The organism is Embleya sp. NPDC059237, assembly GCF_042754105.1.
GTDB lineage: Bacteria > Actinomycetota > Actinomycetes > Streptomycetales > Streptomycetaceae > Embleya.
In genome coordinates, this window is sequence record NZ_JBHZAE010000003.1 from 595,012 (window position 1) to 618,231 (window position 23,220).

Genomic DNA, 23,220 nt, shown 5'->3' on the forward strand with positions numbered 1-23,220 from the left:
GGGCCCACCGCCCCGAAGTGGTCCGGTTTTTCGGGGCGGAAGTGGCTCTGCCGAGGGCTCCACCGGCTTCCTAACGTTACGGCACATGACGCCCTCCTCGATGTCCCCCCGCTCGATCGGTCTGCTGTGCGCGGCCTCCGCGCAGGGGCTGATCGGCGCCGCCGCCGGTGTCTCTGCGGTGCTGCGCGACTATCCGGTGACCGGCGGCCAGATGCTTCGCTACACGCTGGCCGCGCTCGTGTTGTTCGGGGTGTTGCGGGTGCGTCGGATCCCGCTGCTGCGGCCGACCCGGCGCGAGCTGGTCCGGCTCGGGCTGCTCTCGCTGTCCGGGCAGACGGTGTTCAACCTGTGCCTGTTCGCCGCGCTCGATCGGGCCGACCCGGCCACGGTCGGCAGCATCCTGGGCGCGACGCCGCTGCTGCTCGTGCTGGTGGCGCCGCTGCTCGGCGGGCGCCGGCCGAGTCGGTCGGTGTTCGCCGCCGCGGTACTCGTGGTGGCGGGGGCGGCGGTGGTGCAGGGGCTCGGCGGCGGGACGGCGGTCGGGTTGGTGTTCGCGTGCGGGGTGGCGCTGTGCGAGATGGGCTTCACGCTGATCGCGGTGCCGCTGCTGCCGCGGTTGGGTGCCTGGCGGATCGCGGCGTACGCGACGGCGATGGCGATTCCGCAGATGTTGGTGGTGGGGGTGTTCACCGATGGCGCGGACCTGATCCGGACGCCGTCGGGCACCGAGCTGGTCGCGCTGCTCTACCTGGCGTTGCCGCTCACCGCCGGGGCGTTCCTGCTCTGGTACTCGGCGCTGGCCCGGGTCGAGCCGGAGCGCGCCGGGCTGTTCATGGGTCTGGTGCCGGTCACGGCCGCGCTGTCCGGCCTGGTGCTCGGCACCGGTACACCCACGATCGGCCAATTCGCCGGCGCCCTCCTGGTCGGCGTGGGCGTGGTCCTCGGGCTGCGTGCGGAGGAGGGTGAGCCGGACGCGCCGAACGTGGAGCCGGCCGGGCAATCGGTCGAGGAAATCTCCGCGCCGGCCGCAACAACCGCGGAGCTGCCGCCCACAAACCGATGACAGTGTTCATCGAGGTTCAGCGAACCGTGGAGGGCGTCTTGGCCGAACAGGGCATTCGGGAGGTGACCGGGATCGCTCGCGACCCGGCCCTGCTGGAGGCGTTCTATCGGAGAAACATCGACGCGGTGAATCGCTTCGTGGCCCGCCGGGTCGGCGATCCGCACGCGGCCGCCGATCTGACCGCGGAGGTCTTCCTCGCCGTGCTGGACACGGGCGAGCTATCGCGGCGGCCCGGGTGGCGAGCGGGCCTGGTTGTACGGGGTGGCTCGCAACGTGGTCGCGAGCGAGCGGCGGCGGGCCGCACGGGAGGAGCAGGCGTCGCGGCGGATAGCCGGCCGGCGTCTGGTCGACGACGACGACTTGGTGCGGATCGAGGAGCGGCTGGACGCCGAGGCGGCGGCTCGGCGCACCTATCGGGCGATCGAGCGGCTGTCCGAGGCCGATCGCGCGGTGCTCGAACTGGTCAGCGTCGACGGGTTGGACGTGACCGAGGCGGCGGCGGTGCTCGGGATCCGACCGGTGTCGGCGCGCGTGCGGCTGCACCGGGCCCGACGGCGGCTGACCGAGGAGTTGAAGGGGGAGCCGCAGGAGGAGCCGGCGCGGGACCGGGAGCCGACCCGTCCGGTGCCGCCCGAGGGTTGGCGCATCGGCGGCGCACGCGTTGCGACCCACCCGAAGGGCACCCCCGGCACGGCTTTGCGAGCGGAGGCGAAGGCATGAGCACCTTCGAGGAACGACTGCTGGACGAATTGCGGAAGGTGGCCGCGGCCGACGAGACGGTGCCGCCGCCGGTCGAGCCCGGCCGGCGGTTCGGGCGAAATCGGCGGACGGTGTTCGGTCTGGCCGCCTCGGTGCTGCTCGCGACCGGCATCGCGGTCGGCGCGCCCCTGCTGGGCGAGGGCTCCTCGGCCGATGCCCGACCCTTCAAAGTGATCCGGAAGGACGACGGGCGGATCCTGTTCCGTGTGGTCGAGTTCCGCAACCCCAAGGCGCTCGAACAACGACTGCGCGAGCTGGGCGTCGCGGTGGTCGTGGACTACGTGCCGGCGAGCAAGCGATGCCGGGAGCCGCGCTTCGTCGAATACCCGATGTCGGGCGACGACCTCACCGCGATCTACCACTGGAAGGAGGTTCCGGTCGCGACCGGCGACGGGCTCGACGATGCCGCGCTCGAGGAGATGAAGCAGAGGTGGCACGAACTGGTGCCCGGGTTGATCCCGCCCGGCACCACACTCGTGCTCACCGAGGGTTACTACGGCGACTCCGACCGTTCCGGATCCATCGGGTCCTACGCCCTCGCCACCGGTCCGGTGGGGCCGTGCGAACTCGAACCCAGGCCCGGCTACGTGCCGCCGTCGCAGCACGAGGACGACCGTCCGTACTCGCCGGGTGCGTACTACCCGACCCCGGCGGTGACCTCGAAGCCGTGAGCGATCCGGGGCCGCTCTACTCTGGACGAGGCCCCGTTACCGCATGAGTGAGGATCACGATGTCCGCCCCTGAGAACTCCTTCAGCGCCTACACGGATCTGCTGCCGCTCGGGGAGGACACCACGCCCTACCGGCTGCTGACCGCCGACGGCGTGTCCACGTTCGAGGCGGGCGGACGCCGGTTCCTCAATGTCGATCCCGAGGCGATGCGACTGCTCGCGCGCACCGCGATGCGCGACATCTCGCACTTGCTGCGCCCCGGGCACCTGGCCCAGGTCGCGCGGATCCTGGACGACCCCGAGGCGTCGGCCAACGACCGCTTCGTCGCGCTCGACCTGCTCAAGAACGCCAACATCGCGGCCGGCGGCGTGCTGCCGATGTGCCAGGACACCGGTACGGCGATCGTGATGGGCAAGCGCGGGCAGCACGTGCTCACCGACGGGCGGGACGAGGAGCACCTGTCGCGCGGCATCGCCAACGCCTATACCGAGCTGAACCTGCGCTACTCGCAGATGGCCCCGCTGACCATGTGGGACGAGAAGAACACCGGCAACAACCTGCCCGCCCAGATCGAGCTCTACGCGACCCCGGGCGAGGCGTACAAGTTCCTGTTCATGGCCAAGGGCGGCGGCAGCGCCAACAAGTCGTACCTGTACCAGGAGACCAAGGCGGTCCTGAACCCGCAGAGCATGCTGCGCTTCCTGGACGAGAAGATCCGCTCGCTCGGCACCGCCGCCTGCCCGCCGTACCACCTGGCGATCGTGGTCGGCGGCACCAGCGCGGAGCACGCGCTCAAGACCGCGAAGTACGCCTCCACCCGCTACCTGGACACGCTGCCCGGTCAGGGTTCGCCGCTGGGGCACGGCTTCCGCGACGTGGAGTTCGAGGCCGAGGTGCTGAAGCTGACCCAGCAGATGGGCATCGGCGCGCAGTTCGGCGGCAAGTACTTCTGCCACGACGTGCGGGTGATCCGGCTGCCCCGGCACGGCGCGTCGTGTCCGGTGGCGATCGCGGTGTCCTGCTCGGCCGACCGGCAGGCGCTGGCCAAGATCACCGCCGAGGGGGTGTTCCTGGAGGAGCTGGAGACCGACCCGGCCAAGTACCTCCCGGAGACCACGCACGACGACCTCGACGACGCCGTCGTACAGATCGACCTCAACCGGCCGATGAGCGAGATCCGCGCCGAGCTGTCCAAGTACCCGGTCAAGACCCGGCTGTCGCTGACCGGCCCGGTCGTGGTCGCGCGCGACATCGCGCACGCCAAGATCAAGGAACTGCTCGACGCGGGCAAGCCGATGCCGCAATACCTGCGCGACCACGCGGTCTACTACGCGGGCCCGGCGAAGACTCCCGAGGGCTACGCGTCGGGCTCGTTCGGCCCGACCACCGCCGGGCGGATGGACTCCTACGTGGAGCAGTTCCAGGCCGCGGGCGGCTCGTTCGTGATGCTGGCCAAGGGCAACCGGAGCAAGCAGGTCACCGACGCGTGCAAGACATACGGCGGCTTCTACCTCGGCTCGATCGGCGGCCCGGCCGCGCGCCTGGCCCAGGACTGCATCAAGAAGGTGGAGGTCCTGGAGTATCCGGAGCTGGGCATGGAGGCGGTCTGGAAGATCGAGGTCGAGGACTTCCCCGCCTTCATCGTGGTCGACGACAAGGGCGAGGACTTCTTCGCCGACGTCACCACGCCGACGTTCCAAATCAACCGGCGGCCGTGAGACCGGTCGGCTTCGTCGCGGCCCGGGTGTCGAGCAGGTTCGACACCCGGGCCGCGGCCGTCGTCAGGCCCCGCCGGATCCCTCGGCGGGGTCGGGGTCGAGCGGGGTGTCGAGCAGCGCGGCCAACTCGGCGGTGAAGGCCGCGGTGCGGGGGCTGCCGGGGCCGCCGAGCGGGGCCAGGAAACGTTCGTGCAGCTCTCGGACGATGCCGATTGCGCGGCCGGTGACCTCGTGTCCGTGCTCGGTGAGGGAGAGCCGTATCGCCCGGCTGTCGGCCGCGTCGCGGGTGCGCTCGATCAGGCCCGAGCCCTCCAGGGTGCGCGCCAGCTTCGAGACGTAGAGCGCCTCCAGACCGGTGTGGTCGGCGAGTTCGCGCTGACTGGGCTGTCGGCCGGAGCGCGCCATGCCGTACAGCGAGGCCAGCAGCGAGTATTGCGCGTGGGTCAGCCCCACCGGCCCGACGGCCCGATCCACCGCCACCCGCCACTTCATCGACAGACGCCACACCAGAAAGCCGGGCGTCGCCCCTTCGGTCGTCGTGCTCATGGCGAAAACAGTACATGGCTATCAAATACATGGACGCTGTTTTCCGCGGTTCGGAAAGTGGGGCCGTGGGCCCTCGGTTTCCTTGACGTTTCCTTGTGGTTACTTGTCGTCGCCTTGTCACGCCGGCACGCATGCCTGGGAATTCGTCGGGTAGGCGACACCCACCGAGCCCACCAGCCGACGTGAGGAGCACAGCGTGACGGAACGGATCGACATCATCCGCAGCGCCCGCGCCACCTGGACACCGCCGCCGGCCGGCGCGTGTGCGAGCGTGGACCGGCAGATCTTTCTCGGCTACCCCGGGGAACCCGTGGTCGCCCGGCTCGCCCGCGAGGAGGACGCCAAACGCGTCTGCGCACGCTGCTCGGTCCTGTTGGAATGCCGGGAAAGCGCCCTGGCCGAGACCAACCCGGTCGGGGTCCGCGGCGGCCTGACGCCGAACGAGCGTGGGGCGGTGCGCCGCCGGCGCGCCTATCACTGACGCGCCGTCACCCCGGGTGCCGGTCCGCCTCGCCGACGATGTGGTCGTGCGGGGTGTCCGTGGTCAGCCGGGCCAACTTGCGCAGCAGCGCGCTCAGTTCCTCGGACTGTTCGGGGGACCAGTCCGCCATCACCTCGGTGAGCATCTGCCGACGGGCCTCGACCAGCGCCTCCAGCGTCTCGTGGCCCTTGGCGGTGAGCACCATCGTGCCCTCGCCGAGCCGCTCGACGTGCCCGGAGAAGGTCAGTTCGTCGGCGTAGCGGCGGACCCTGGCCTCGGGCTCGTGGATGCGGACGGCGAGGTCGGGGATCGAGATCGGTCCGAGCAGGTCGAGTTGCACCAGCCCGTACGCGCACGGCACCGACAACTCCACGCCCGAGCGGCCGATCATGCGCTCGTAGCGTGACCAGCCGTTCTCCCGGTGCACCATCTGTGCCATCGCCCGCTCGATCTCGTCGACGGAACTGCGCGCGGTGGGCGACATCAACGGGGTCTGCTCGGTCTCGCGGGTGGCCTCGCGCAGCGGCACCTCGCGGAGCAGGAACGACAGCACGAACGCGACCAACACGATGCAGGAGGCGGCCAGGAAGACGGTTTGCAGCGACTGCGCGTACGCGTGGATGAATCCGGTCTTGGCCGCGGGCGGCAGCCGGTTCAATTCGGCCGGGTTGATCGCGGACGAGGATCCCGGCGCGGTGCCGGGCGGCAGGCCCTCGCCGCGCGCGGCGGCCTCGCGCAGATGGACCGCCAGGCGGTTGTTGAAGATGGTGCCGAAGATGGCCGCGCCGAACGAGCCGCCGATGGAGCGGAAGAAGGTCGCGCCGGCGGTGGCCACGCCGAGTTCGGCGTAGGGCACGGCGTTTTGCACGGCGAGCACGATGACCTGCATGACCAGGCCCAAGCCGACGCCGAAGACGAGCATGTACAGCGAGGAGGCGGCGGTGGTGGTGAACTCGTCCATCCGCGACATCAGGAACATGCCGACCGCCATCACGGCGGTGCCCAGGATCGGGTAGATCTTGTACCGGCCGGTCCGGCTGATCAGTCGACCGCTGACGATCGAGGTGACCAGGAGTCCGCCCATCATCGGCAGCAACCGCAGGCCCGACTCGGTCGGCGAGGCGCCGTTGACGACCTGCATGAACAGCGGCAGGAAGCTCAGTCCGCCCATCATCGCGAAGCCGACGATGAAGCCGATGCCCGCGGTCACCGAGAAGATCCGGTTGCGGAACAGGGTCATCGGGAGCACCGGCTCGGCCGCGCGCCGCTCGACCACGACGAAGGCGACGAGCAACACCACGGCCGCGACGCCCAGTCCGACGATCTGTGCGGAGCCCCACGGATAGGTGGTGCCGCCGAAGGTGCTGAGCAGGATCAGGCAGGTGGTGCCGGTGGCCAGGAGGGTGATGCCGAGGTAGTCGATGCTCGGCCGGGTGTGTACCTCCTTGGTGTGCAGCGCGGCGGCGATCACCGCGAGCGCGATCGCGCCGATCGGGAGGTTGATGTAGAACACCCAGCGCCAGGTGAGGTGGTCCACGAAGAACCCGCCGAGCAGCGGCCCGGCCACCGAGGTCACCCCGAACACCGCGCCGAACAGGCCCTGGTAGCGCCCGCGCTCGCGGGGCGGCACCACGTCGCCGATGATCGCCTGGGACAACACCATCAGCCCGCCGCCGCCGAGCCCCTGGATCGCGCGGAAGGCGATCAACTCGGTCATGCCCTGGGCGATGCCGCACAGCACCGAGCCGATCAGGAAGATCACGATCGACGCCTGGTAGAGCTTCTTGCGCCCGAACAGGTCGCCCAGCTTGCCCCACAGCGGCGTGCTCACGGTCGACGCGAGCAGATACGCGGTGACCACCCACGACAGGTGATTGAGCCCGCCGAGGTCGCCGACGATGGTCGGCAGCGCGGTCGAGACGATGGTCTGATCGAGCGCGGCCACCAACATCCCGAGCATCAGCCCGGTCAACACCAACCCGAGTCGGGGCGCGGCCTCCACCCCGGCCGGACTGCTGCCATGCCTGCGCTGTGGCGCGCTCATCCGGTGGCCTCCTCGATCGACGCTCAAGGAGGATCCCCACAAACAGGTACAAAATCCGCGCCTATTAGTGGGACAAGGGGCGAGGCCCGACCGAAAGCCCGACCGCAGCCTCGCAATCACGAAGCCTCGCAATCGCGCGGCCTCGCAATCACCCAAGCCTCCGCGCCAAACGCCGACCGAGCCAAAATCCGGCCCGGCCGGCGTTCGAGGCCACCCTCGGCCGAAGGCCGGGGTCAATTCACCGGCCGCAAAGGCCTATCGCGCGTGGTCGAAGTCGATCGCGCTGTACGCCCGCAGCTTCGCCAGCCGATGCTGGCTGTCGATCTGCCGAATCGTCCCGGACTTCGACCGCATCACCAGCGACGAGGTCAGCGCCGTGCTCGCCCGATACCGCACCCCGCGCAGGAGTTCGCCGTCCGTGATCCCCGTGGCGACGAAGAAGACGTTGTCGCCGCGCACCAGATCGTCGGTCAGCAGGACGCGCGAGAGGTCGTGCCCCGCGTCGATCGCCTTCGCCCGCTCCGCCGCGTCCTTGGGCCACAGCCGACCCTGGATCACACCGCCCATGCACTTGATCGCGGCGGCGGCGATGATGCCCTCGGGCGTGCCGCCGATGCCGAGCAGCAGGTCGACGCCGGTGCCGTCCTTGGCCGCCATGATCGCGCCGGCCACGTCGCCGTCGGTGATGAACTTGATCCGGGCGCCCGCCTCGCGGATCTCCTTGACCATCGAGTCGTGCCGCGGGCGGTCCAGGATGCAGACCGTGACGTCCTCGACGGCGCTGTGCTTGGCCTTGGCCACCCGGCGGATGTTCTCCGCGATCGGCGCGGTCAGGTCCACCACGTCGGCCGCCTCGGGGCCGGTGACCAGCTTCTCCATGTAGAACACGGCCGAGGGGTCGTACATGCTGCCGCGCTCGGACACCGCCATCACCGCGACCGCGTTGTTCATCCCCTTCGCGGTCAGCGTGGTGCCGTCCACGGGGTCGACCGCGACGTCGCACTCGGGCCCGTGGCCGTCGCCGACGCGCTCGCCGTTGAACAACATCGGGGCGTCGTCCTTCTCGCCCTCGCCGATCACCACCACGCCGTTCATCGACACGGTGTGGATCAGGCTGCGCATCGCCTTCACCGCGGCGCCGTCCGCGCCGTTCTTGTCGCCCCGACCGACCCACCGGCCGGCCGCCATCGCGGCGGCCTCGGTGACCCGGACGAGTTCCAGCGCGAGGTTGCGATCCGGAGCTTCCGGAGCGACTTCGAGTTGCGGGGGTACAGATTGGTCCGTCATGCGGCGGGCCTTCCTGTAGGGGAACCGATCCGTGACCACGAGGGGTGCCCTGATCCCCCGGAGCCGTGTGCGCCATCGGGTGCGGGTGGCACGGCGATCGCGCGGCCCGGGTCCGGACTGGTTCCAACGGGATTGCCCCGATGTTATCGGTGGGCGGTGGTATCGGTGCGGGTAGGCCGTGCGGAACCGGCCGGCGGGCAATGCGACCATGTTCGGGTGGCGAGGAAGTCGGGTCGCGAGACCGTTCGAGACATGGTTCTTTCCCTGGGCGCGTGCGGCCTTGTGGTCGGTGCGCTGTTCCTGGTGGCTCCGCACAACGAGAGCGATCCCGTGCGGCGGGTCGCCTACGAGACGTCGTTCCGACAGGCGGCCCGGGTGGCCCCGTACCCGCTGCTCGCCCCGCAGGGCCTGGACGAGCGCTGGCGGGCGACCTCGGTGGACTACCAGGGCCTCGACCGCAACCAGACCAAGTGGCACATCGGGTTCATCAACCCCGCCGAGAAGTACGCCGCGGTGGAGCAGAGCAACGGCTTCAGCGACGAACTGGTCCGGGACAAGGGCAAGCGCGGCCAGCCGATCGGCGATCGGGACGTGGCCGGCGAGCAGTGGAAGGCGTACGACGGCCCCAAGTACCGCTCGCTGGTCCGGGTGCGCGACGGTGTCACCACGATGGTCACGGGCAACGCGACTTTCGAGGATTTGACCGTTCTCGCCGCATCTCTGCGTCCGGCCGGCGCCTGAGCCGATATACGCGAGATCCGTCCGACGTATCGGGGCGATTCGGGCGGCCCAGTGCACATGTTGCGCAGGTGCTTGTAAAGGTTTTGTAAAGACCCAACGTCCTCCCCTGCCCCGTTCGTTGCTCCCGCCCCTAGGGTCCGGAAGCCCGGTCGAACATGCGTCGGCGCCGTCGTGACCCGATGGTTGCCGGCACAGGTCCGCCGGGCTTTCCGAGCCGTCCCGACGCCGTGTGCGCTTGATCAGATCCCGCGCGGCGTCGCTTTGCGTCCGGGGGATGGCCCCCCGGTCGGAAAGGGGAGCACGTTGAGTCCATTGATACCCGGGAGGGGTGCGACGCCGCCCCAAGGCGTCCGGCGGGTGAAGCGCCGCGTGGCACTGCTGTCCGTGTCCGCGCTGGCGATCACCGGCCTCGCGGCCACGACCGCGCCCTCGACATCCGCCACGCCTACGCGCGTGGACACCACAAAGGCGGTGTGGAACCCGGGCCCCGAGGACCACTACGTCAACTCCGTCGATGCGGCGATCGACACCAGCGCGCTGCCGGACGATCCGGCCAAGGCGGCGGCGCTCAAGGCGCAGAACGAGCGCAACGCCGCGACCAAGCGCAAGAATTCGGACGGCAACCCGCGCGCCGCCGCCCAGCTCAAGGAGCTCGAGGCCGAGGCGGGTCGCACGGGCAAGAGCCCGGCCGAGATCAAGGCCGAGCGCAGCGGCAAGCCCGCCGACGCCACGCAGAACGCGAAGCTGCTCACCGTCCTGGTCGAGTTCAACGACCAGGCCAACGACGACTTCTCCGGGTACAAGCGCCCGACCAGCGTGTCGGACCCGACCTGTGTCACCGAGCCCCCCGGCACGGTGAAGAACGGGCCGCTGCACAACCAGCTGCCCAACCCGGCGCTGAACCCGAACGACAACAACACGCAGTGGGTGCCGAACTTCGACCAGGCCCACTACAACAAGATGCTCTACTCCAAGGAGGGCATCACCGAGCGCATGCGCACCGACCTCAAGGGGCCGGACGGCAAGCCGGGCATCAGCCTCGCGGGCCAGACCATGCGCAACATGTACGAGGAGATGTCGGCCGGAAAGTACTCCGTCTCCGGCGAGGCCACCTCCTGGATCAAGGTGCCGCACTCCGAGGCCTGGTACGGCGCGGGCGCCTGCGGCAACGCGCAGCAGGACAACAGCGGCAGCCCGCAGAACCCGCTCGGCGCGCAGCAGCTCGCCATCGACGCGGTGGACCAGCTGGCCAAGTCGCAGCCGAGCTTCCCGTGGGCGGATTACGACAAGGAAGACCCGGGCGACGCCGACCACGACGGCAACACCCAGGAGCCGGACGGCGTGGTGGACCACCTGGTCCTGGTCCACGCCGGCAAGGACAAGTCCGCCGGCGGCGGCGCCGAGGGCACCTACGCCATCTGGGCACACGCCTCCACCGTGCTCTTCGGACACCAGGTCCCCGGCAGCAACATCAAGATCGCCAACTACATCGTCCAGCCCGAGGACTCCGGAGTGGGCGTCTTCGCCCACGAGTTCGGCCACGACCTCGGACTCCCCGACCTGTACGACAACTTCAGCGGCGGGCAGACGGACCTGAACTTCTGGGACCTGATGTCGGCCGGTTCGCACACCGGCCCGCTGTTCCAGTCGCAGCCCGCGCACATGGGCATCTGGGACAAATACGCGCTCGGTTGGCTGACCCCGGACCTGGTCAAGGTCGGTGACCGGCCCAAGGTCGCCACCCTGGGTCAGGCCGCGAAGACGCCCAAGGGCACCTCGCGGGGCATCCGGGTCAACCTGCCGAACAAGCAGGTCGCGGTCGGCAAGCCGCACGGCGGCAACGGCATGTGGTACTCCGGTCAGGACCAGGCCTGGTCCGACGTCCGGATCGAGCGCAACATCGCGGTGCCGGCCGGCTCCGACGTGAAGTTCTGGATGTGGAACGACTACGTCATCGAGCAGGACTGGGACTTCGGCTTCGTCGAGGTGTCCACCGACAACGGCGCCACCTGGAAGCAGCTCGCGGTCAAGGACGAGGCGGGCGCGCTGGTCAGCACGCCGGCGGACTACCCGGACCCGCAGAAGAACCTGGCCACGTTCCGCAAGACCAGCGGTCTGACCGGTTCCAGCAACGGGTGGCGGCACGACAACGTCGACCTGACCCCGTACGCGGGCCAGAACATCAAGCTGCGGCTCGACCTCAACACCGACGCCGCCTTCATGGAGAAGGGTTGGTTCGCCGACGACTTCTCGCTCACCAACGGCGGCACCACCGTGTGGTCCGACGACGTGGAGCAGGGCGACAACGGCTGGACCGCGATCAAGGGCACCAACGCCATCACCAAGGGCGAGGGCTGGGGCCGGACCAACGGCACCTTCGAGCGGGAGCAGTACTACCTGCTGGAGTGGCGCAACCTGTCCGGCTTCGACGAGGGCCTGAAGTACGCGTACACCGCCGGCGAGAACGGCAAGACCAACCGGGTCCCGTACAACGCGCCGGGCATGCTGGTGTGGCTGCGCGACAACGAGTACCAGAACAACGGCGTCAACTTCAACATCAACAACGGGCCCTCGTGGGGTCCGAAGGGTGAGCTGTTGATCGTCGACTCGCACCCGGACCCGCTGCGCTTCTCCGGCGACGCCGCGGCGCAGTTCCCCAAGCCCGACCCGAACACCCCGGGCATCGAGTCGAAGAACGTGTTCGGCAACCTCGGCTCCCGGTCGCAGTCGGCCAACGCGGCGTTCGGCTTCACCAAGACCACGCCGTTCACGGACTGCATCCCCGGCACCAAGTACTGCACCTCGTTCGAGGCGCAGAAGCCGGTGACGCTGTTCACCGACACGGTCGGCTGGGCGCCGGGCACCGAGATGTACAAGGGTCGCGCGCTGCCCAAGGACCGCTACGGCTCGGCCGTGGTCCCGGCGAAGGCGCCGTACACGACCAAGGTCACCAAGGCGGACGGCACGCCGGACAAGGACGCGTTCGGCAAGCTGTTCCACGGCTCCGAGTTGGGCACGGGCAACCCGGGCTTCGACAAGGGCTACGGCGTGACCGTGCTGCCCGTCGTCCCGCTTCCGGGCGGCTCCGGTGCGGTGGTCTGGATCCTGCCCGCGCAGAAGTAGGTTCCTCCGCGCGTGACGGTCGCGCGGCGGTGGAACCGGTAGGTCCGGTGGATCCGTTGGATCCGGTGGATCCGTGGGATTCGTAGGACGAAAGGGGCGCTCCCGAGTGGGGGCGCCCCTTTTGCCGTGCCGTTGGTGCCTCGGGTCGGTCGGCGGGTCAGTCGTCCCGCTCGGCCGACTCGTCCGGCGCGCCGTTGTCCGCGCCCGCGCGCTCGGCGCGGACCGCCGCGTCCAGGCGGGCCCGGGCGCCGTCGAGCCACTGCTCGCAGACCACGGCGAGCCGCTCGCCGCGCTCCCACAGGGCCAACGACTCCTCCAGGGTGATACCGCCGGTCTCCAGGCGGCGCACGACCTCGATCAGCTCGTCACGGGCCTGCTCGTAGGCCGGCGCCTCGTCCTCCGGCACGGATGCGGTCTGCTGCTCGCTCATGGCGCCAGCCTAGTTCGTGGGTGTCGGGGTCATCGGCGGGCGGAGGTGACCCGCACGGCGGCGCCGCGGTGGGGGTCGCGTCCGGCCGGGCTCACCAGCGCGGCCGAGGCGCCGTAGGCGAGGGTGGGGCCGGGATCGCCACTGCCCAGCACGGAACCCTGGTACGGCACGCCGTAGTGCTCGGGATCGGGCGAGCCGTCCGGAAGGACCACCCGGGTGCTGTACGGCCCGCGCGCGGGCACCACGGTCGACCCGTCGGTGAAGCGGTCCACGGGCGTGCCGTCGACGTACTCCACGCCCGGCGCCCAGCCGCGCGCGTCGGAGAACGCGCGGACCGGTTCGCGGGCGGCGAAATCCTGGCACCACGCGCCGTTGGAGTGGCACGCGACGAACGTCGGGGTGGGGGCGAAGCCGAACGCGGCATCGGCGGACTGGGCCCGGCTGTCCAGGTTCTTCCGCGGGTTGCTCTTCACCGTGTAGTGCGCGGCCGCCTCGCCCGTCCAGCGACGCGGGTCGGGATGGGCGTCCACGAGCAGGGTCTGGCCCTTTGCGCCGTAGCTGGGCGGTGCGCCCAGATTGAAGTTCACGCCGTTGTTCTGGTACTCGGCGTCGCGCAGCCAGACCAGCATGCCGGGCACGTTGTAGGCCAACCGGCGGACCTGTACGCCCCGTTCGTCGTTGTGCCCGGCGGTGTAGGCGTGGCTCAGGCCGCGGTCGAAGCCGACGGGCGCGCGCCATTCCAGGAGGTAGTACTGCTCGCGCTCGACCTCGCCGGAGGTCTGCCCCCAGCCCGCCCCGCGGGTGACCGTGGTGCTGCCCTTGGTCGCGATCCAGCCGTTGTCGCCCCGCTCCACGTCGTCGGACCACACCGTGCCGCCGTCGGCGCCGCCGGTGAGCGTGAAGTCGTCGGCGAACCAGCCCTTCTCCATGAAGGCGGCGTCGGTGTTGTAGGTCAGGCGCAGCTTGATGTTTCGGCCCGCGTACGGGGTCAGGTCGACGTGGTCGTGCCGCCAGCCGTTGGTGGTGCCGGTCAGGCCGTTGGTCTTGCGCAACTCGGCGAGGTTGTGGTTCGGGTCGGGATAGTCGGGCGGGGTGCTCACCGGGTTGCCGGCCTCGTCCCTGACCGCGAGCTGGGTCCAGCCGGCGCCGTTGTCGGTGGAGGCCTCGACGAAGCCGAAGTCCCAGTCCTGTTCGATGGTGTAGTCGTTCCACATGGAGAAGGTCGCGGGGCCGCCGGTGGGGATCGTGAGGTCGCGGACGAGGCGGGCGTCGGACCACTCCTGGTCCCGCTCCGAGTACCACATGTGGGTGCCGCTGTGCGGGGTGCCGATCCGGACACGTTCGTCGGGCAGGTTCACCCGGACCGCGTCGCGGGTGCCGGGCGGCGGAGCGGCGGCGGCGCCGAGCAGCACGGTGGAGGGCGCGCCGCCGACCGGGACGACCTGGGGATCGATCCAGCCCAGCACGTACTTCGACCACGCGCCCATGTGCGCGGGCATGGTCTGGAACAGCGGGCCGGCGTGCGATCCGGAGGACATCAGGTCCCAGAAGTCGACGTCGGTGTCCCCGCCGCTGAAGTTGTCGTACAGGTCGGGGAGTCCGAGGTCGTGGCCGAACTCGTGGGCGAAGACGCCCACTCCGGAGTCCTCGGGCTGGACGATGTAGTTGGCGATCTTGATGTTGCTGCCGGGGACCTGGTGTCCGAAGAGCACGGTGGAGGCGTGTGCCCAGATGGCGTAGGTGCCCTCGGCGCCGCCGCCGGCGGACTTGTCCTTGCCGGCGTGGACCAGGACCAGGTGGTCCACCACGCCGTCCGGCTCCTGGGTGTTGCCGTCGTGGTCGGCGTCGCCCGGGTCTTCCTTGTCGTAATCCGCCCACGGGAAGTCGGGCCGGGCGGTGGCCAGGGCGTCCACTGCGTCGGTGACGAACTGCCGTACCCCGCGCGGGTTCTGCGGGCTGCCGCCGTTGTCCTGGCGGATCGCGCCGCAGTGGCCGGCGGCGTACCAGGCCTCGGAGTGCGGGACGGTCACCCAGCCGGCCGCCTCGCCGCCGATCGAGTAGGAGCCGTGCGACATCTCCCGGTACATCGAGCGCATGGTCAGGCCGGTCAGGTCGATGCCCGGCTTGCCGTCGGGGCCGGTCAGGTCGGGCCGGACGCGCTCGGTGATGCCCCGATCGGAGTAGAGCATCCGCTCGTAGTGATCCTTGCCGAAGTCCGCGACCCACAGCGTGTTGTTGTCCCCGCCGCCGACCGCCGGATCCGGCAGCAGATTGTGCCGGGGACCGTTCTTGACGGTGCCCGGCGGCTCGGTCACACAGGTCGGATCGGCCACGCTCGTGGGCCGGCGGAACCCGGAGAAGTCGTCGTCGGCGTGATCGTCGAACTCGACCAGGACGGTCAGCAGCCGCGCCTCGCGGTGCGGCGCCCCCTCCTGGGCCCGAGGACTGACCCCGGTCCGAGCGGCGACCGCCTCGGCCCGGGCAAGCCGGCGCGCGGCGACGGGATTCCCGGCGGCGAACTTGCGGTCGTACTGCCGGGCGCGCCGATCGGCCGCCAGGGCGCGTGCGCGGACCTCGGGGGAGGCGCCCGGTGGTCCGTCGGGCGGCAACGGGTCCCTCGGCGCGACGTAGTTGACGTAGGAGTCGGCGGCTGACGGATTCCACCGCGCGGGCGAGTCGTCGGCGGCGGCCACGGAGGACGTGGCGACGCCGGTGAGCAACAACGCGGACGCGGCGAGCAGATGACGCAACACATGCGCAAAATAAGCCGCTTCGACAGCTGATCGGGTGAGGTAGGACGTCTTGTCCTACGAATGGGCCAAGCCGACCCGCCCGCCACACCCGAACGAGTGAGACGCGTCGAGCGAAACCCGAACGTGCGGGACTCGGATGAGCGAGACCCGGATGAGCGCGGCCCGGATGTCGCGAGCCCCCGTCAGTCGCCCGACGCCGGTGGGCCGTCCGCCACCACCACGTCGAAGCGCCCCGTGGACACCCGCGCGGTCAGCTTCTCGCCCGCCGCCACCTCGGCCGGGTCCCGGACCGCGTGGCCGTCCGCGCGTTGCAGCACCGCGTAGCCGCGCTCCAGGGTGGCCGCCGGGGACAGCGCGACCACCCGAGCGCGGGTGTGCGCGAGGTCGCTCTCGGCCCGGTCCAACAGGTGCCGCAGGGTACGCCGCGAGCGGTCCACCAGGGCGGCCACCTCCTCCGCGCGCAGGTCCACCATCCGGTGCGGGTCGGCCAGCACCGGCCGCGAACGCGCGGCCCGCAGACCCTGATACTCCCGATCCAACCGGGCCCGGAGCGCGAGCCGCCCCCGATCGCGGACCTGGTGCACCTTGTGCAACTCCTCGCGGATGTCCGGCACGATCCGCTTCGCCGCATCCGTGGGCGTCGAAGCCCGAAAGTCCGCCACCAGATCCAGCAACGGCGAGTCCGGCTCATGCCCGATCGCACTCACCACCGGCGTCGTACAGGCGAAGACCGCCCGCACCAATTCCTCGCTCGAGAACGGCAGCAGGTCCTCGACGCTGCCACCCCCACGAGCCACCACGATCAGATCCACATCCGGATCCGCGTCCAACTCCCGGACCGCCGACACCACCTGCGGCACCGCGCTCACCCCCTGCACCGCCACGTTCCGCACCGCGAACCGCACCGCCGGCCACCGCCGCCGTGCGTTCTCCAACACGTCCCGCTCGGCCGCCGAGGCCCGCCCGCAAACCAACCCCACCCGATGCGGCAAAAACGGCAATGGCCGCTTGTGCCGAGGATCGAACAACCCCTCCGCGGTGAGCGATCGTTTCAACTGCTCCAGCCGGGCCAACAACTCCCCGATGCCCACCGGCCGAATCTCCGCCGCCCGCAACGACAACGTCCCGCGCGCCCGATACCAGTCCGCCTTCGCGTGCACGACCACCCGCGACCCCTCGGCCACGATGTCCCCGACCGCGTCGAAGACCTTCCGATAGCAGGTCACCGAAATCGACACGTCCTGCTCGGCGTCGCGCAGGGTCAAAAAGACCACCCCGGCCCCCGGCCGCCGACTGAGCTGCGTGATCTGCCCCTCGACCCACACCGCCCCGAGCCGATCGATCCACCCCCCGATCAACCGAGAGATCTCGGCCACGGGCAGGGGCGCTTCGGCGGACGTCGTGAGAGCCATCCCCAGAGGTTATCCGCCCGGTCTCCACGCACCCCGATGCGCCGGCCGGCACGGCGCACCGAGCGACACCACGCGCCGATCGACACAACGAAACGAGAGCGTCGTGCATTTATGCAGTTATGAGACCCGTGAGACTCGGATCGGTCGAGGCCCCACCCGTCGCGCACGTGGGCAAGCCGCCCAGGGTCCGGCTGGCCGCTCTGGACGGGCTTCGTTTCCTCGCCGCGGTCATGGTCATGCTGTACCACTACGTCGGCTACGAGAGCGGCGACGAGACCCGGGCCTGGGACGGTCGGTCCGCGGCTGAACTGCTGCCGGGCCTGTCCCGGTTCGCCGCCTACGGCTGGCTCGGGGTCGAACTGTTCTTCCTGATCAGCGGGTTCGTGATCTGCATGAGCAGTTGGGGGCGTACGCTCGGCGACTTCTTCCGCTCCCGTGTGGTCCGGCTCTACCCGGCCTACTGGGTGGCGGTAGTGCTGAGCGCCGTGGTGTTGCGGCTGTGGCCGACGGTGCGGCACGCGCCCACGCCGAGCGACGTGCTGACCAACCTGACCATGCTGCAACAGCCGCTGGGCGTCCCGCACGTCGACGGCGTGTACTGGACCCTGTGGGCCGAACTGCGCTTCTACCTGCTGTTCGCCCTGGTGGTGGGGTTCGGTCGCGGGGTCACCTACCGGCGTACGGTCCTGTTCTGCGTGGCATGGACGGTGGTCACCGTCTCCGCCGCCGGCGCGCACGACGACCTGCTCCGGGCCGTCACCGAGCCGAGGTACGCCCCGTTCTTCATCGGCGGCGTCGCGCTGTACCTGGTCCGCCGATTCGGCCCCGACCCGCTGCTGTGGGGCATCGTCGGCATGTCCTGGCTGCTGGCCCAGAACTCCACGGTCGAGGAGATGCCCCGCCGGGTGGACGCGAACCCGCCACACCTGTCCGCGACGATCTGTATGGCCCTGGTCACCGTGTTCTACGCGCTGATGATCGCCCTCGCCCTCGGCAAGCTGGACCGTGTCTCCTGGTCCGGCCTGACCACCCTGGGCGCCCTGACCTACCCGCTCTACCTGCTCCACGAAAACCTCGGCTGGACCCTGATCCACGCCCTTTACCGCCCGGGCCGCCCCGCCTGGGCCGTCCTCGCCGCGGTGACGGTCACGATGCTCATATCCGCCTGGCTCCTCCACCGCCTGGCCGAACGCCCGATGTCCAAGACCCTCGACAAAGCCCTGACCACATCCCTGACCCGCCTCCGCACCTCCGACCCCTGACCCCTTCGGTGCGACCGCCGGATTCGACCAGGTCGGCGAAGCCGATCACCTCGGCCTTGATGAAGCCGCCGGCCTCGGGGGCGATGGCGCCCCTACCGCCGGCCACCGCCGCTGCGCGTTCTGCAATACGTCCCGCTCTGCCGCCGAGGCCCGCCGCACACCAGCCCGACCCGGTGCGGCGGGTACGGCAGCGCCGCGAGGCTACGAACCAACCCCCCCACCCGGCCCCACCACTCCCCGTGCGCTACCCGCCTTGTGGCGGAAACGGCTTGACCACGGCGCCCGGTCGTGAGTTAGCGTGGCCGCGCACTACGTGTCCTTCCCGGCGGAAGTACGCGACGTGGTCTGCGGGTTGATGGGCCGTTCGGTTCGGTGGCGTGATTTCACGGTGTGTTCCCGGCGGGAGCCATCCGGCATCCGTCATCGGTCACAACCGAAGGGGACGGATTCCCATGGCTGCCGTCGAGTACCCGCGCAAGCACCGCATCTGGGTCCGTGACGTCCTGGTGGGCGTCATGGCGGGCTTCGGCTCGAACCTGGCATGGATGCTGGCGCAGATCGTGGTGCACCGCCTCGGCTGAGCCGGGCGGAGGGCGGGTCTCCGGGACCCGCCCTCATCCCGCCCTCGCCCAGCCACGGCGCGGGTTAGGCTACGGCCTGTCAATGCGGCCCGACGGGCTTCCGCTCCGCTTCGGCGGAGCCACGAAGGACATGCCCCCACCCGCACGAGTCATCTCGTGCCTGGGGATCCTTCGTGCTCCTGCAACTGTCCGCCGCCGAACTCGGTCGACTCGTCGTCGCCTCGGCCGGATCGACGGATCTTCCGCTTACCGAGCGATTGATGCGCCGGCATTCCGAGGTCAAGGAGCGGCCGGCCGGCAAGGGCGACATCGCCGCGTGGAACAACAGCATCCCCATAGTGGTCGGGGCTCTGCTGGACTGTGGGCTCGGCGCAGTGATGGTGCAGGTCGAGGTCGACCTGCCACACACCAACTGTGCGGTCGACCTCGTGCTATGCGGCCGGCATCCCGGCACGGGAATGGACTCCTACCTCGCGGTGGAGTTGAAGCAGGTACGGCACGCCACGGTCGATCCACGGTGCCCGATCGCCGTCGATCTCGGGTTCGGCGACGGGAAGAACAAGCTCCATCCGGTGCGCCAGGTTCAGCGCTACTGCGAGTTCATGATGCGCTATCTCCCCCATCTTCGAGAGAATGAAGACCGGTTGACAGGGGTGGTGCTGCTGCACAACGCGCGCGACGCCGACGTGGAGGCACTGTTCGAACTCCCGGAGTCCGAGCACGGTTTCCTCTACACACTCGACGACCTCAAGCGGTTCCGACGAGTCCTCACCTCGAAATTCGCCGCTGCGTCCGGAGAGGAGGCCGCCCGCGCACTGGAACAGGCACGTTGCGAACCTTTGCTCAAGGTCACCGACGTGGCACGGCAGCGCTCCGTCACCGGCGGCGGCCTCATGCTCCTCGACGAGCAGTGGGTCGCGTGCGACCGGATCACCCGGCATCTGGAAAAGACCGTGCCCCACACGGGTTTCAACGTCGGGTTGTTCGCCGACCTCGACTCGGTCGACGGCCCCGCCCTCGTTTCGGCCGGCAAGCGCGTTTTCGTCCTGCGCGGTGGACCCGGCAGCGGCAAGAGCGCCGTGGCGCTGGAATTGCTGCGCGCGCTCGGGCTCAAGGGCCGTGAGGCGGTGCTCGCGAGCGGATCCCACGCGTACACGGAGACGCTGCGTGAACTGATGGGCAGTACGGCACGCACGCTGAGGTCGGACGGACACCGGAGCGCCCGCAAGCTGTACAGGTATTTCAACAGCTTCACCGATGCCCCGCCTGACGGTATCGACGTCCTGATCTGCGACGAGGCTCATCGCCTGCGGCGCAACTCGACATCCCGCTGGACCCGCAAGGAACTCCGGAACGACGACCGACCGCAGGCGGACGAATTGATCAGGGCCGCGAAGGTACCGATCTTCCTGCTCGATGACCATCAGTCGATCCGCCCGGACGAGGTGGGCACCGCCGACTACCTCAGGCAGCGCGCCGAAGAGTGCGGTTGTCAGGTCGAAATGATCGATCTGGAGGTGATGTTCCGGGCGGGCGGCAGCAAGCGGTATCAGCGCTGGGTCCAGCAGCTGCTGGGGCTGGACGTCTCCGACCCCGTGGCCTGGCGCCCGGATGGACGGATGAATCTCATGGTCGCCGATTCCCCCGGGCAACTCGACGACTTCCTACGGCAACGTGCCCTGGAGGGGGCCACCGCACGCATCACCGCGGGCTACTGCTGGCCGTGGAGCGCCCCGGATGGAGAACGGCTCGTCGACGATGTGCACATCGGCGACTGGCGGATGCCGTGGAACGTGAAGCCCGATCACAGCGTTGCGCACGCGCCGAGGGCGGCGATGTGGTCGACCGATTCCCGGGGCATCGGGCAGATCGGCTGCGTCTATACGGCGCAGACCTTCGAGTACGACTGGAACGGCGTCATCATCGGCCCCGACCTGCTTTTCCGGGACGGAAGGTTCACGGTGGACCGGACCGGGTCCTGCGATCCCGCCTTCCGGACCTCGGTCGACGACGCGACCGTGGCCCGGTGCGTCCGCAACGCCTATCACGTGCTTCTCACCCGCGGCGTCGTTGGCACGGTGGTCTACTCGGTCGATCCCGACACCCACAACGCGCTGCGCAGGCTCATCCCGGGCACCATCGGCATGCAGCACTATGTCGGTGCCCGACCCAAGCTCACCGCGGAAGGATCACAACTGCCACCGGCCTATGGCAGAGGTCGCAGGTAGCCTTTGTTTCCTCGTAGTTGCGGCCCGCCGGGCTTCCGCTCCGCCTGGCGGAGTCGCCAAGGACATGCCCCCACCCGCACGAGTTCCTTCGTGCTGCCTGGGGGCAATCCTTGCTGTTCCGCGACTCCGCCGCCGCGGTCGCCGCCGAGTGCCTCTCCGGCGCTCTCTATCTCCGCCTGACGGAGCAGTTCGTGCACCTGCACGGTTACCGGCCCGGCTCGTCCGAGGTCCGCTCGTGGGAGCGGAGCATCCCGGTACTCGCGAGCGCGCTCAACGATGCCGGGCTCGGGCAGGTGGAGATGCTCCTGGAGTACGGGCTGCCACTGACCAGCAAGCGGGCCGACGCCGTGCTGGCCGGCGTACACCCCGAGACCGGTCTGCCGTCGTATGTCGTCGTGGAACTGAAGCAGTGGAGCAGCGCGGAACCCGACGACGACGATCCCTCGCTGTGCCACGTTGATGCCTACGCCCGGCCGGTGCTGAACCCCGTCGACCAGGTGCGCGGATACTGCGAGTACCTCGTCTCCTTCAACGGAGCCCTGGCCGAACACCCCGAACGCATCAGCGGCGCCGCCTACTTGCACAACGCAACCCAGTTCGGCGTGGGCGGGCTCTTCGGCACCGAACAGAACCGACTCGGTCGGCTCTTCATCGGCGCGCGGCGCGGGGAGTTCCTTGAATTTCTGCGGACGAGGCTGGGAGCCGGCTCCGGTGCGTCGGCTGCGGACGAGTTCGTCGACGGGAAGATCGGCCCGTCGCGACAGCTCATGGCGGTCGCCGCCGAAGAGGTGCGCGAGCGCGAGCAGTTCGTCCTGCTCGACGAGCAGCAGGTCGCGTATCGCATCGTCCTCAACGCCGTCCGTCGGGCCAAGGAGTCCGATCACAAGGAGGTCGTGGTCGTCACCGGCGGCCCCGGCACCGGCAAAAGCGTCATCGCGCTGTCGCTCCTCGGCGAGCTGTACCGGCGCGGAATCACCGCGCTGCACGCGACGGGATCCAGCTCGTTCACCACGACGATGAGGAAGATCGTGGGCGCTCGAAAGCGCGAAGTGAAGGATCTCTTCAAGTACTTCAACAGCTTCATGACCGCCGAACGCAACAGTCTCGATGTGCTGATCTGCGACGAAGCCCACCGTATGCGGGAGACGTCGGCCAACCGCTACACGCGGGCTTCGCATCGCACCGGCAAACCCCAGATCGAGGAACTCATCGACGCGGCTCGTGTTCCGGTGTTCCTGCTGGACGAGCATCAGGTCGTTCGTCCCGGCGAGATGGGCACGCTGGGGGAGATCGAGACGACGGCCGCAAAGAAGGGGCTTCGCTGCCGGGTCGTGCCGCTGGACAGTCAGTTCCGGTGCGGTGGCAGCGATGCATATCTGCGGTGGGTGGTGCGGCTGCTGGAACTCGAGCCGGGCGGCCCCGTGACCTGGGAGCCGGACGACAGGATGCAGCTCCTGATCGCGGACAGTCCGCAGGAGATGGAGGCATTCCTCGACGGCCGCCGTGCCCTGAAGTACAGCGCGCGCATGGCCGCGGGCTACTGCTGGCAGTGGACGAAGGAGGTGCCGGCCGGACAGGCACTGCCGGCGGATGTCGTCGTGGGGGAGTGGAAGCGCCCCTGGAACGTCTACGGTGACCGAGCCGTCGCAGGCGCGCCACCGGCCGCCCTGTGGGCAACCGATCCGGCCGGTTTCGGTCAGGTGGGATGCGTGTACACGGCACAAGGCTTCGAGTACGACTGGAGCGGCGTCATCATCGGCCCCGACCTGGTGTGGCGCGGTGATCGCTGGATCACCGACCGTACGGCGTCCAAGGATCCGGTCTTCAGGAAGTCCACTCCGGACGCGGACGTCGACCGACTGATCCGCAACACCTACAAGGTGCTGTTGACGCGGGGGATGATCGGCACGGTGGTGTACTCGACCGACGCCGAGACCCGCGGCAAGCTGCGGGAGCTGACCGGCGCGACATCGAGTCTCGCGGCTGTGTGACGTTCACCCGGGTGCGGACCTCGGCTTCGGGTCCGCGCCGGGCGCAGGCACCCGGGTGAACGCCGTCCCGGCGGGGCCGGTCCTCGAGGGTCGGCCCCCGCCGGGTTCCGGACCCGATGGAAGGTGTCGC

The 23,220-nt window shown here is 69.7% G+C and carries 16 protein-coding genes and 2 pseudogenes; 11 read left to right on the forward strand and 7 right to left on the reverse strand.

The genetic code is table 11. From position 1 onward, the window contains the following. Positions 1-85 precede the first annotated feature (85 nt). The 4 genes and pseudogenes from ACFXKZ_RS13310 (at position 86) to ACFXKZ_RS13325 (ending at position 4,211) form a co-directional block, all read left to right on the forward strand. A complete protein-coding gene (locus tag ACFXKZ_RS13310) occupies positions 86-1,063 on the forward strand; it encodes a DMT family transporter (RefSeq protein WP_379999657.1) in 978 nt (325 codons plus the stop codon). Positions 1,064-1,089: 26 nt separating this feature from the next. Beyond that, positions 1,090-1,783, forward strand: a pseudogene (locus ACFXKZ_RS13315) (RNA polymerase sigma factor). Next, entirely contained in the window at positions 1,780-2,493 is a 714-nt protein-coding gene (locus tag ACFXKZ_RS13320; RefSeq protein WP_379999659.1) for a hypothetical protein, read from the forward strand. Before ACFXKZ_RS13315 ends, ACFXKZ_RS13320 begins: the two are co-directional and overlap by 4 nt. Before the next feature lie 59 nt (positions 2,494-2,552). Next, positions 2,553-4,211: a fumarate hydratase gene (locus ACFXKZ_RS13325; protein ID WP_379999661.1), complete on the forward strand. Its 1,659-nt coding sequence runs from the start codon at positions 2,553-2,555 to the stop codon at positions 4,209-4,211. Positions 4,212-4,274: 63 nt separating this feature from the next. On the opposite strand, the gene ACFXKZ_RS13330 is transcribed toward ACFXKZ_RS13325, so the two are convergent. Next, the gene (locus ACFXKZ_RS13330; protein WP_379999663.1) at positions 4,275-4,757 is read right to left on the reverse strand and encodes a MarR family winged helix-turn-helix transcriptional regulator; all 483 of its coding nucleotides are present in this window, start codon (positions 4,755-4,757) and stop codon (positions 4,275-4,277) included. A gap of 196 nt (positions 4,758-4,953) precedes the next feature. On the opposite strand from ACFXKZ_RS13330, the gene ACFXKZ_RS13335 reads away from it, so the two are divergent. After that, positions 4,954-5,238 (forward strand): WhiB family transcriptional regulator, encoded by a 285-nt coding sequence (locus ACFXKZ_RS13335; protein ID WP_379999665.1) that lies wholly within the window; start codon positions 4,954-4,956, stop codon positions 5,236-5,238. 7 nt (positions 5,239-5,245) lie between these two features. Here the strand turns inward: ACFXKZ_RS13335 and ACFXKZ_RS13340 are convergent, their stop codons facing one another. Together ACFXKZ_RS13340 and glpX are read right to left on the reverse strand one after the other, a co-directional pair. Beyond that, on the reverse strand, positions 5,246-7,282 hold the full coding sequence (locus tag ACFXKZ_RS13340) for an MFS transporter (protein WP_379999667.1): 2,037 nt from the start codon (positions 7,280-7,282) through the stop codon (positions 5,246-5,248). 255 nt (positions 7,283-7,537) lie between these two features. Then, entirely contained in the window at positions 7,538-8,569 is a 1,032-nt protein-coding gene (gene glpX / locus ACFXKZ_RS13345; RefSeq protein WP_379999669.1) for a class II fructose-bisphosphatase, read from the reverse strand. Positions 8,570-8,785: 216 nt separating this feature from the next. On the opposite strand from glpX, the gene ACFXKZ_RS13350 reads away from it, so the two are divergent. Both ACFXKZ_RS13350 and ACFXKZ_RS13355 read left to right on the forward strand, forming a co-directional pair. Beyond that, positions 8,786-9,310 (forward strand): DUF4245 domain-containing protein, encoded by a 525-nt coding sequence (locus ACFXKZ_RS13350; RefSeq protein ID WP_379999671.1) that lies wholly within the window; start codon positions 8,786-8,788, stop codon positions 9,308-9,310. A 357-nt stretch (positions 9,311-9,667) separates the two neighbouring features. After that, a complete protein-coding gene (locus ACFXKZ_RS13355; RefSeq protein ID WP_379999673.1) occupies positions 9,668-12,433 on the forward strand; it encodes an immune inhibitor A domain-containing protein in 2,766 nt (921 codons plus the stop codon). A 157-nt stretch (positions 12,434-12,590) separates the two neighbouring features. Here ACFXKZ_RS13355 and ACFXKZ_RS13360 read toward each other — a convergent pair whose 3' ends face one another. From ACFXKZ_RS13360 to xseA, 3 genes are all read right to left on the reverse strand, one after another. Continuing rightward, the gene (locus ACFXKZ_RS13360; protein ID WP_379999675.1) at positions 12,591-12,863 is read right to left on the reverse strand and encodes an exodeoxyribonuclease VII small subunit; all 273 of its coding nucleotides are present in this window, start codon (positions 12,861-12,863) and stop codon (positions 12,591-12,593) included. A gap of 29 nt (positions 12,864-12,892) precedes the next feature. Next, positions 12,893-15,616, reverse strand: coding sequence for an immune inhibitor A domain-containing protein (locus ACFXKZ_RS13365; protein WP_379999677.1), 2,724 nt, complete (start codon positions 15,614-15,616; stop codon positions 12,893-12,895). Between the two features lie 182 nt (positions 15,617-15,798). After that, positions 15,799-17,028 (reverse strand): exodeoxyribonuclease VII large subunit, encoded by a 1,230-nt coding sequence (xseA, locus tag ACFXKZ_RS13370; RefSeq protein WP_379999679.1) that lies wholly within the window; start codon positions 17,026-17,028, stop codon positions 15,799-15,801. A gap of 119 nt (positions 17,029-17,147) precedes the next feature. On the opposite strand from xseA, the gene ACFXKZ_RS13375 reads away from it, so the two are divergent. After that, the gene (locus ACFXKZ_RS13375; RefSeq protein ID WP_379999681.1) at positions 17,148-18,290 is read left to right on the forward strand and encodes an acyltransferase family protein; all 1,143 of its coding nucleotides are present in this window, start codon (positions 17,148-17,150) and stop codon (positions 18,288-18,290) included. Positions 18,291-18,383: 93 nt separating this feature from the next. On the opposite strand, the pseudogene ACFXKZ_RS13380 reads toward ACFXKZ_RS13375, so the two are convergent. Beyond that, positions 18,384-18,544: pseudogene (locus ACFXKZ_RS13380) on the reverse strand (exodeoxyribonuclease VII large subunit); the annotation flags it as partial. Positions 18,545-18,742: 198 nt separating this feature from the next. Here ACFXKZ_RS13380 and ACFXKZ_RS13385 point away from each other — a divergent pair. The 3 genes from ACFXKZ_RS13385 (at position 18,743) to ACFXKZ_RS13395 (ending at position 23,090) form a co-directional block, all read left to right on the forward strand. Next, positions 18,743-18,871 (forward strand): DUF6408 family protein, encoded by a 129-nt coding sequence (locus ACFXKZ_RS13385; protein WP_379999683.1) that lies wholly within the window; start codon positions 18,743-18,745, stop codon positions 18,869-18,871. A 377-nt stretch (positions 18,872-19,248) separates the two neighbouring features. Then, positions 19,249-21,099 carry a DNA/RNA helicase domain-containing protein gene (locus ACFXKZ_RS13390; protein ID WP_380000024.1) on the forward strand — a complete coding sequence of 617 codons (1,851 nt, stop codon included), beginning with the start codon at positions 19,249-19,251 and terminating at the stop codon, positions 21,097-21,099. 110 nt (positions 21,100-21,209) lie between these two features. Next, on the forward strand, positions 21,210-23,090 hold the full coding sequence (locus ACFXKZ_RS13395; RefSeq protein ID WP_379999685.1) for a DNA/RNA helicase domain-containing protein: 1,881 nt from the start codon (positions 21,210-21,212) through the stop codon (positions 23,088-23,090). Positions 23,091-23,220 lie beyond the last annotated feature (130 nt).

What these genes read in the sequence shown, in the direction of transcription:
- ACFXKZ_RS13340 (WP_379999667.1), bottom strand. Translation starts at nt 7,282, where the DNA reads ATGAGCGCGCCACAGCGCAGGCATGGCAGCAGTCCGGCCGGGGTGGAG.
- ACFXKZ_RS13385 (WP_379999683.1), top strand. Translation starts at nt 18,743, where the DNA reads ATGGCTGCCGTCGAGTACCCGCGCAAGCACCGCATCTGGGTCCGTGAC.
- ACFXKZ_RS13320 (WP_379999659.1), top strand. Translation starts at nt 1,780, where the DNA reads ATGAGCACCTTCGAGGAACGACTGCTGGACGAATTGCGGAAGGTGGCC.
- ACFXKZ_RS13330 (WP_379999663.1), bottom strand. Translation starts at nt 4,757, where the DNA reads ATGAGCACGACGACCGAAGGGGCGACGCCCGGCTTTCTGGTGTGGCGT.
- ACFXKZ_RS13375 (WP_379999681.1), top strand. Translation starts at nt 17,148, where the DNA reads ATGAGACCCGTGAGACTCGGATCGGTCGAGGCCCCACCCGTCGCGCAC.
- ACFXKZ_RS13310 (WP_379999657.1), top strand. Translation starts at nt 86, where the DNA reads ATGACGCCCTCCTCGATGTCCCCCCGCTCGATCGGTCTGCTGTGCGCG.
- ACFXKZ_RS13390 (WP_380000024.1), top strand. Translation starts at nt 19,249, where the DNA reads ATGGTGCAGGTCGAGGTCGACCTGCCACACACCAACTGTGCGGTCGAC.
- xseA (WP_379999679.1), bottom strand. Translation starts at nt 17,028, where the DNA reads ATGGCTCTCACGACGTCCGCCGAAGCGCCCCTGCCCGTGGCCGAGATC.
- ACFXKZ_RS13360 (WP_379999675.1), bottom strand. Translation starts at nt 12,863, where the DNA reads ATGAGCGAGCAGCAGACCGCATCCGTGCCGGAGGACGAGGCGCCGGCC.
- glpX (WP_379999669.1), bottom strand. Translation starts at nt 8,569, where the DNA reads ATGACGGACCAATCTGTACCCCCGCAACTCGAAGTCGCTCCGGAAGCT.
- ACFXKZ_RS13325 (WP_379999661.1), top strand. Translation starts at nt 2,553, where the DNA reads ATGTCCGCCCCTGAGAACTCCTTCAGCGCCTACACGGATCTGCTGCCG.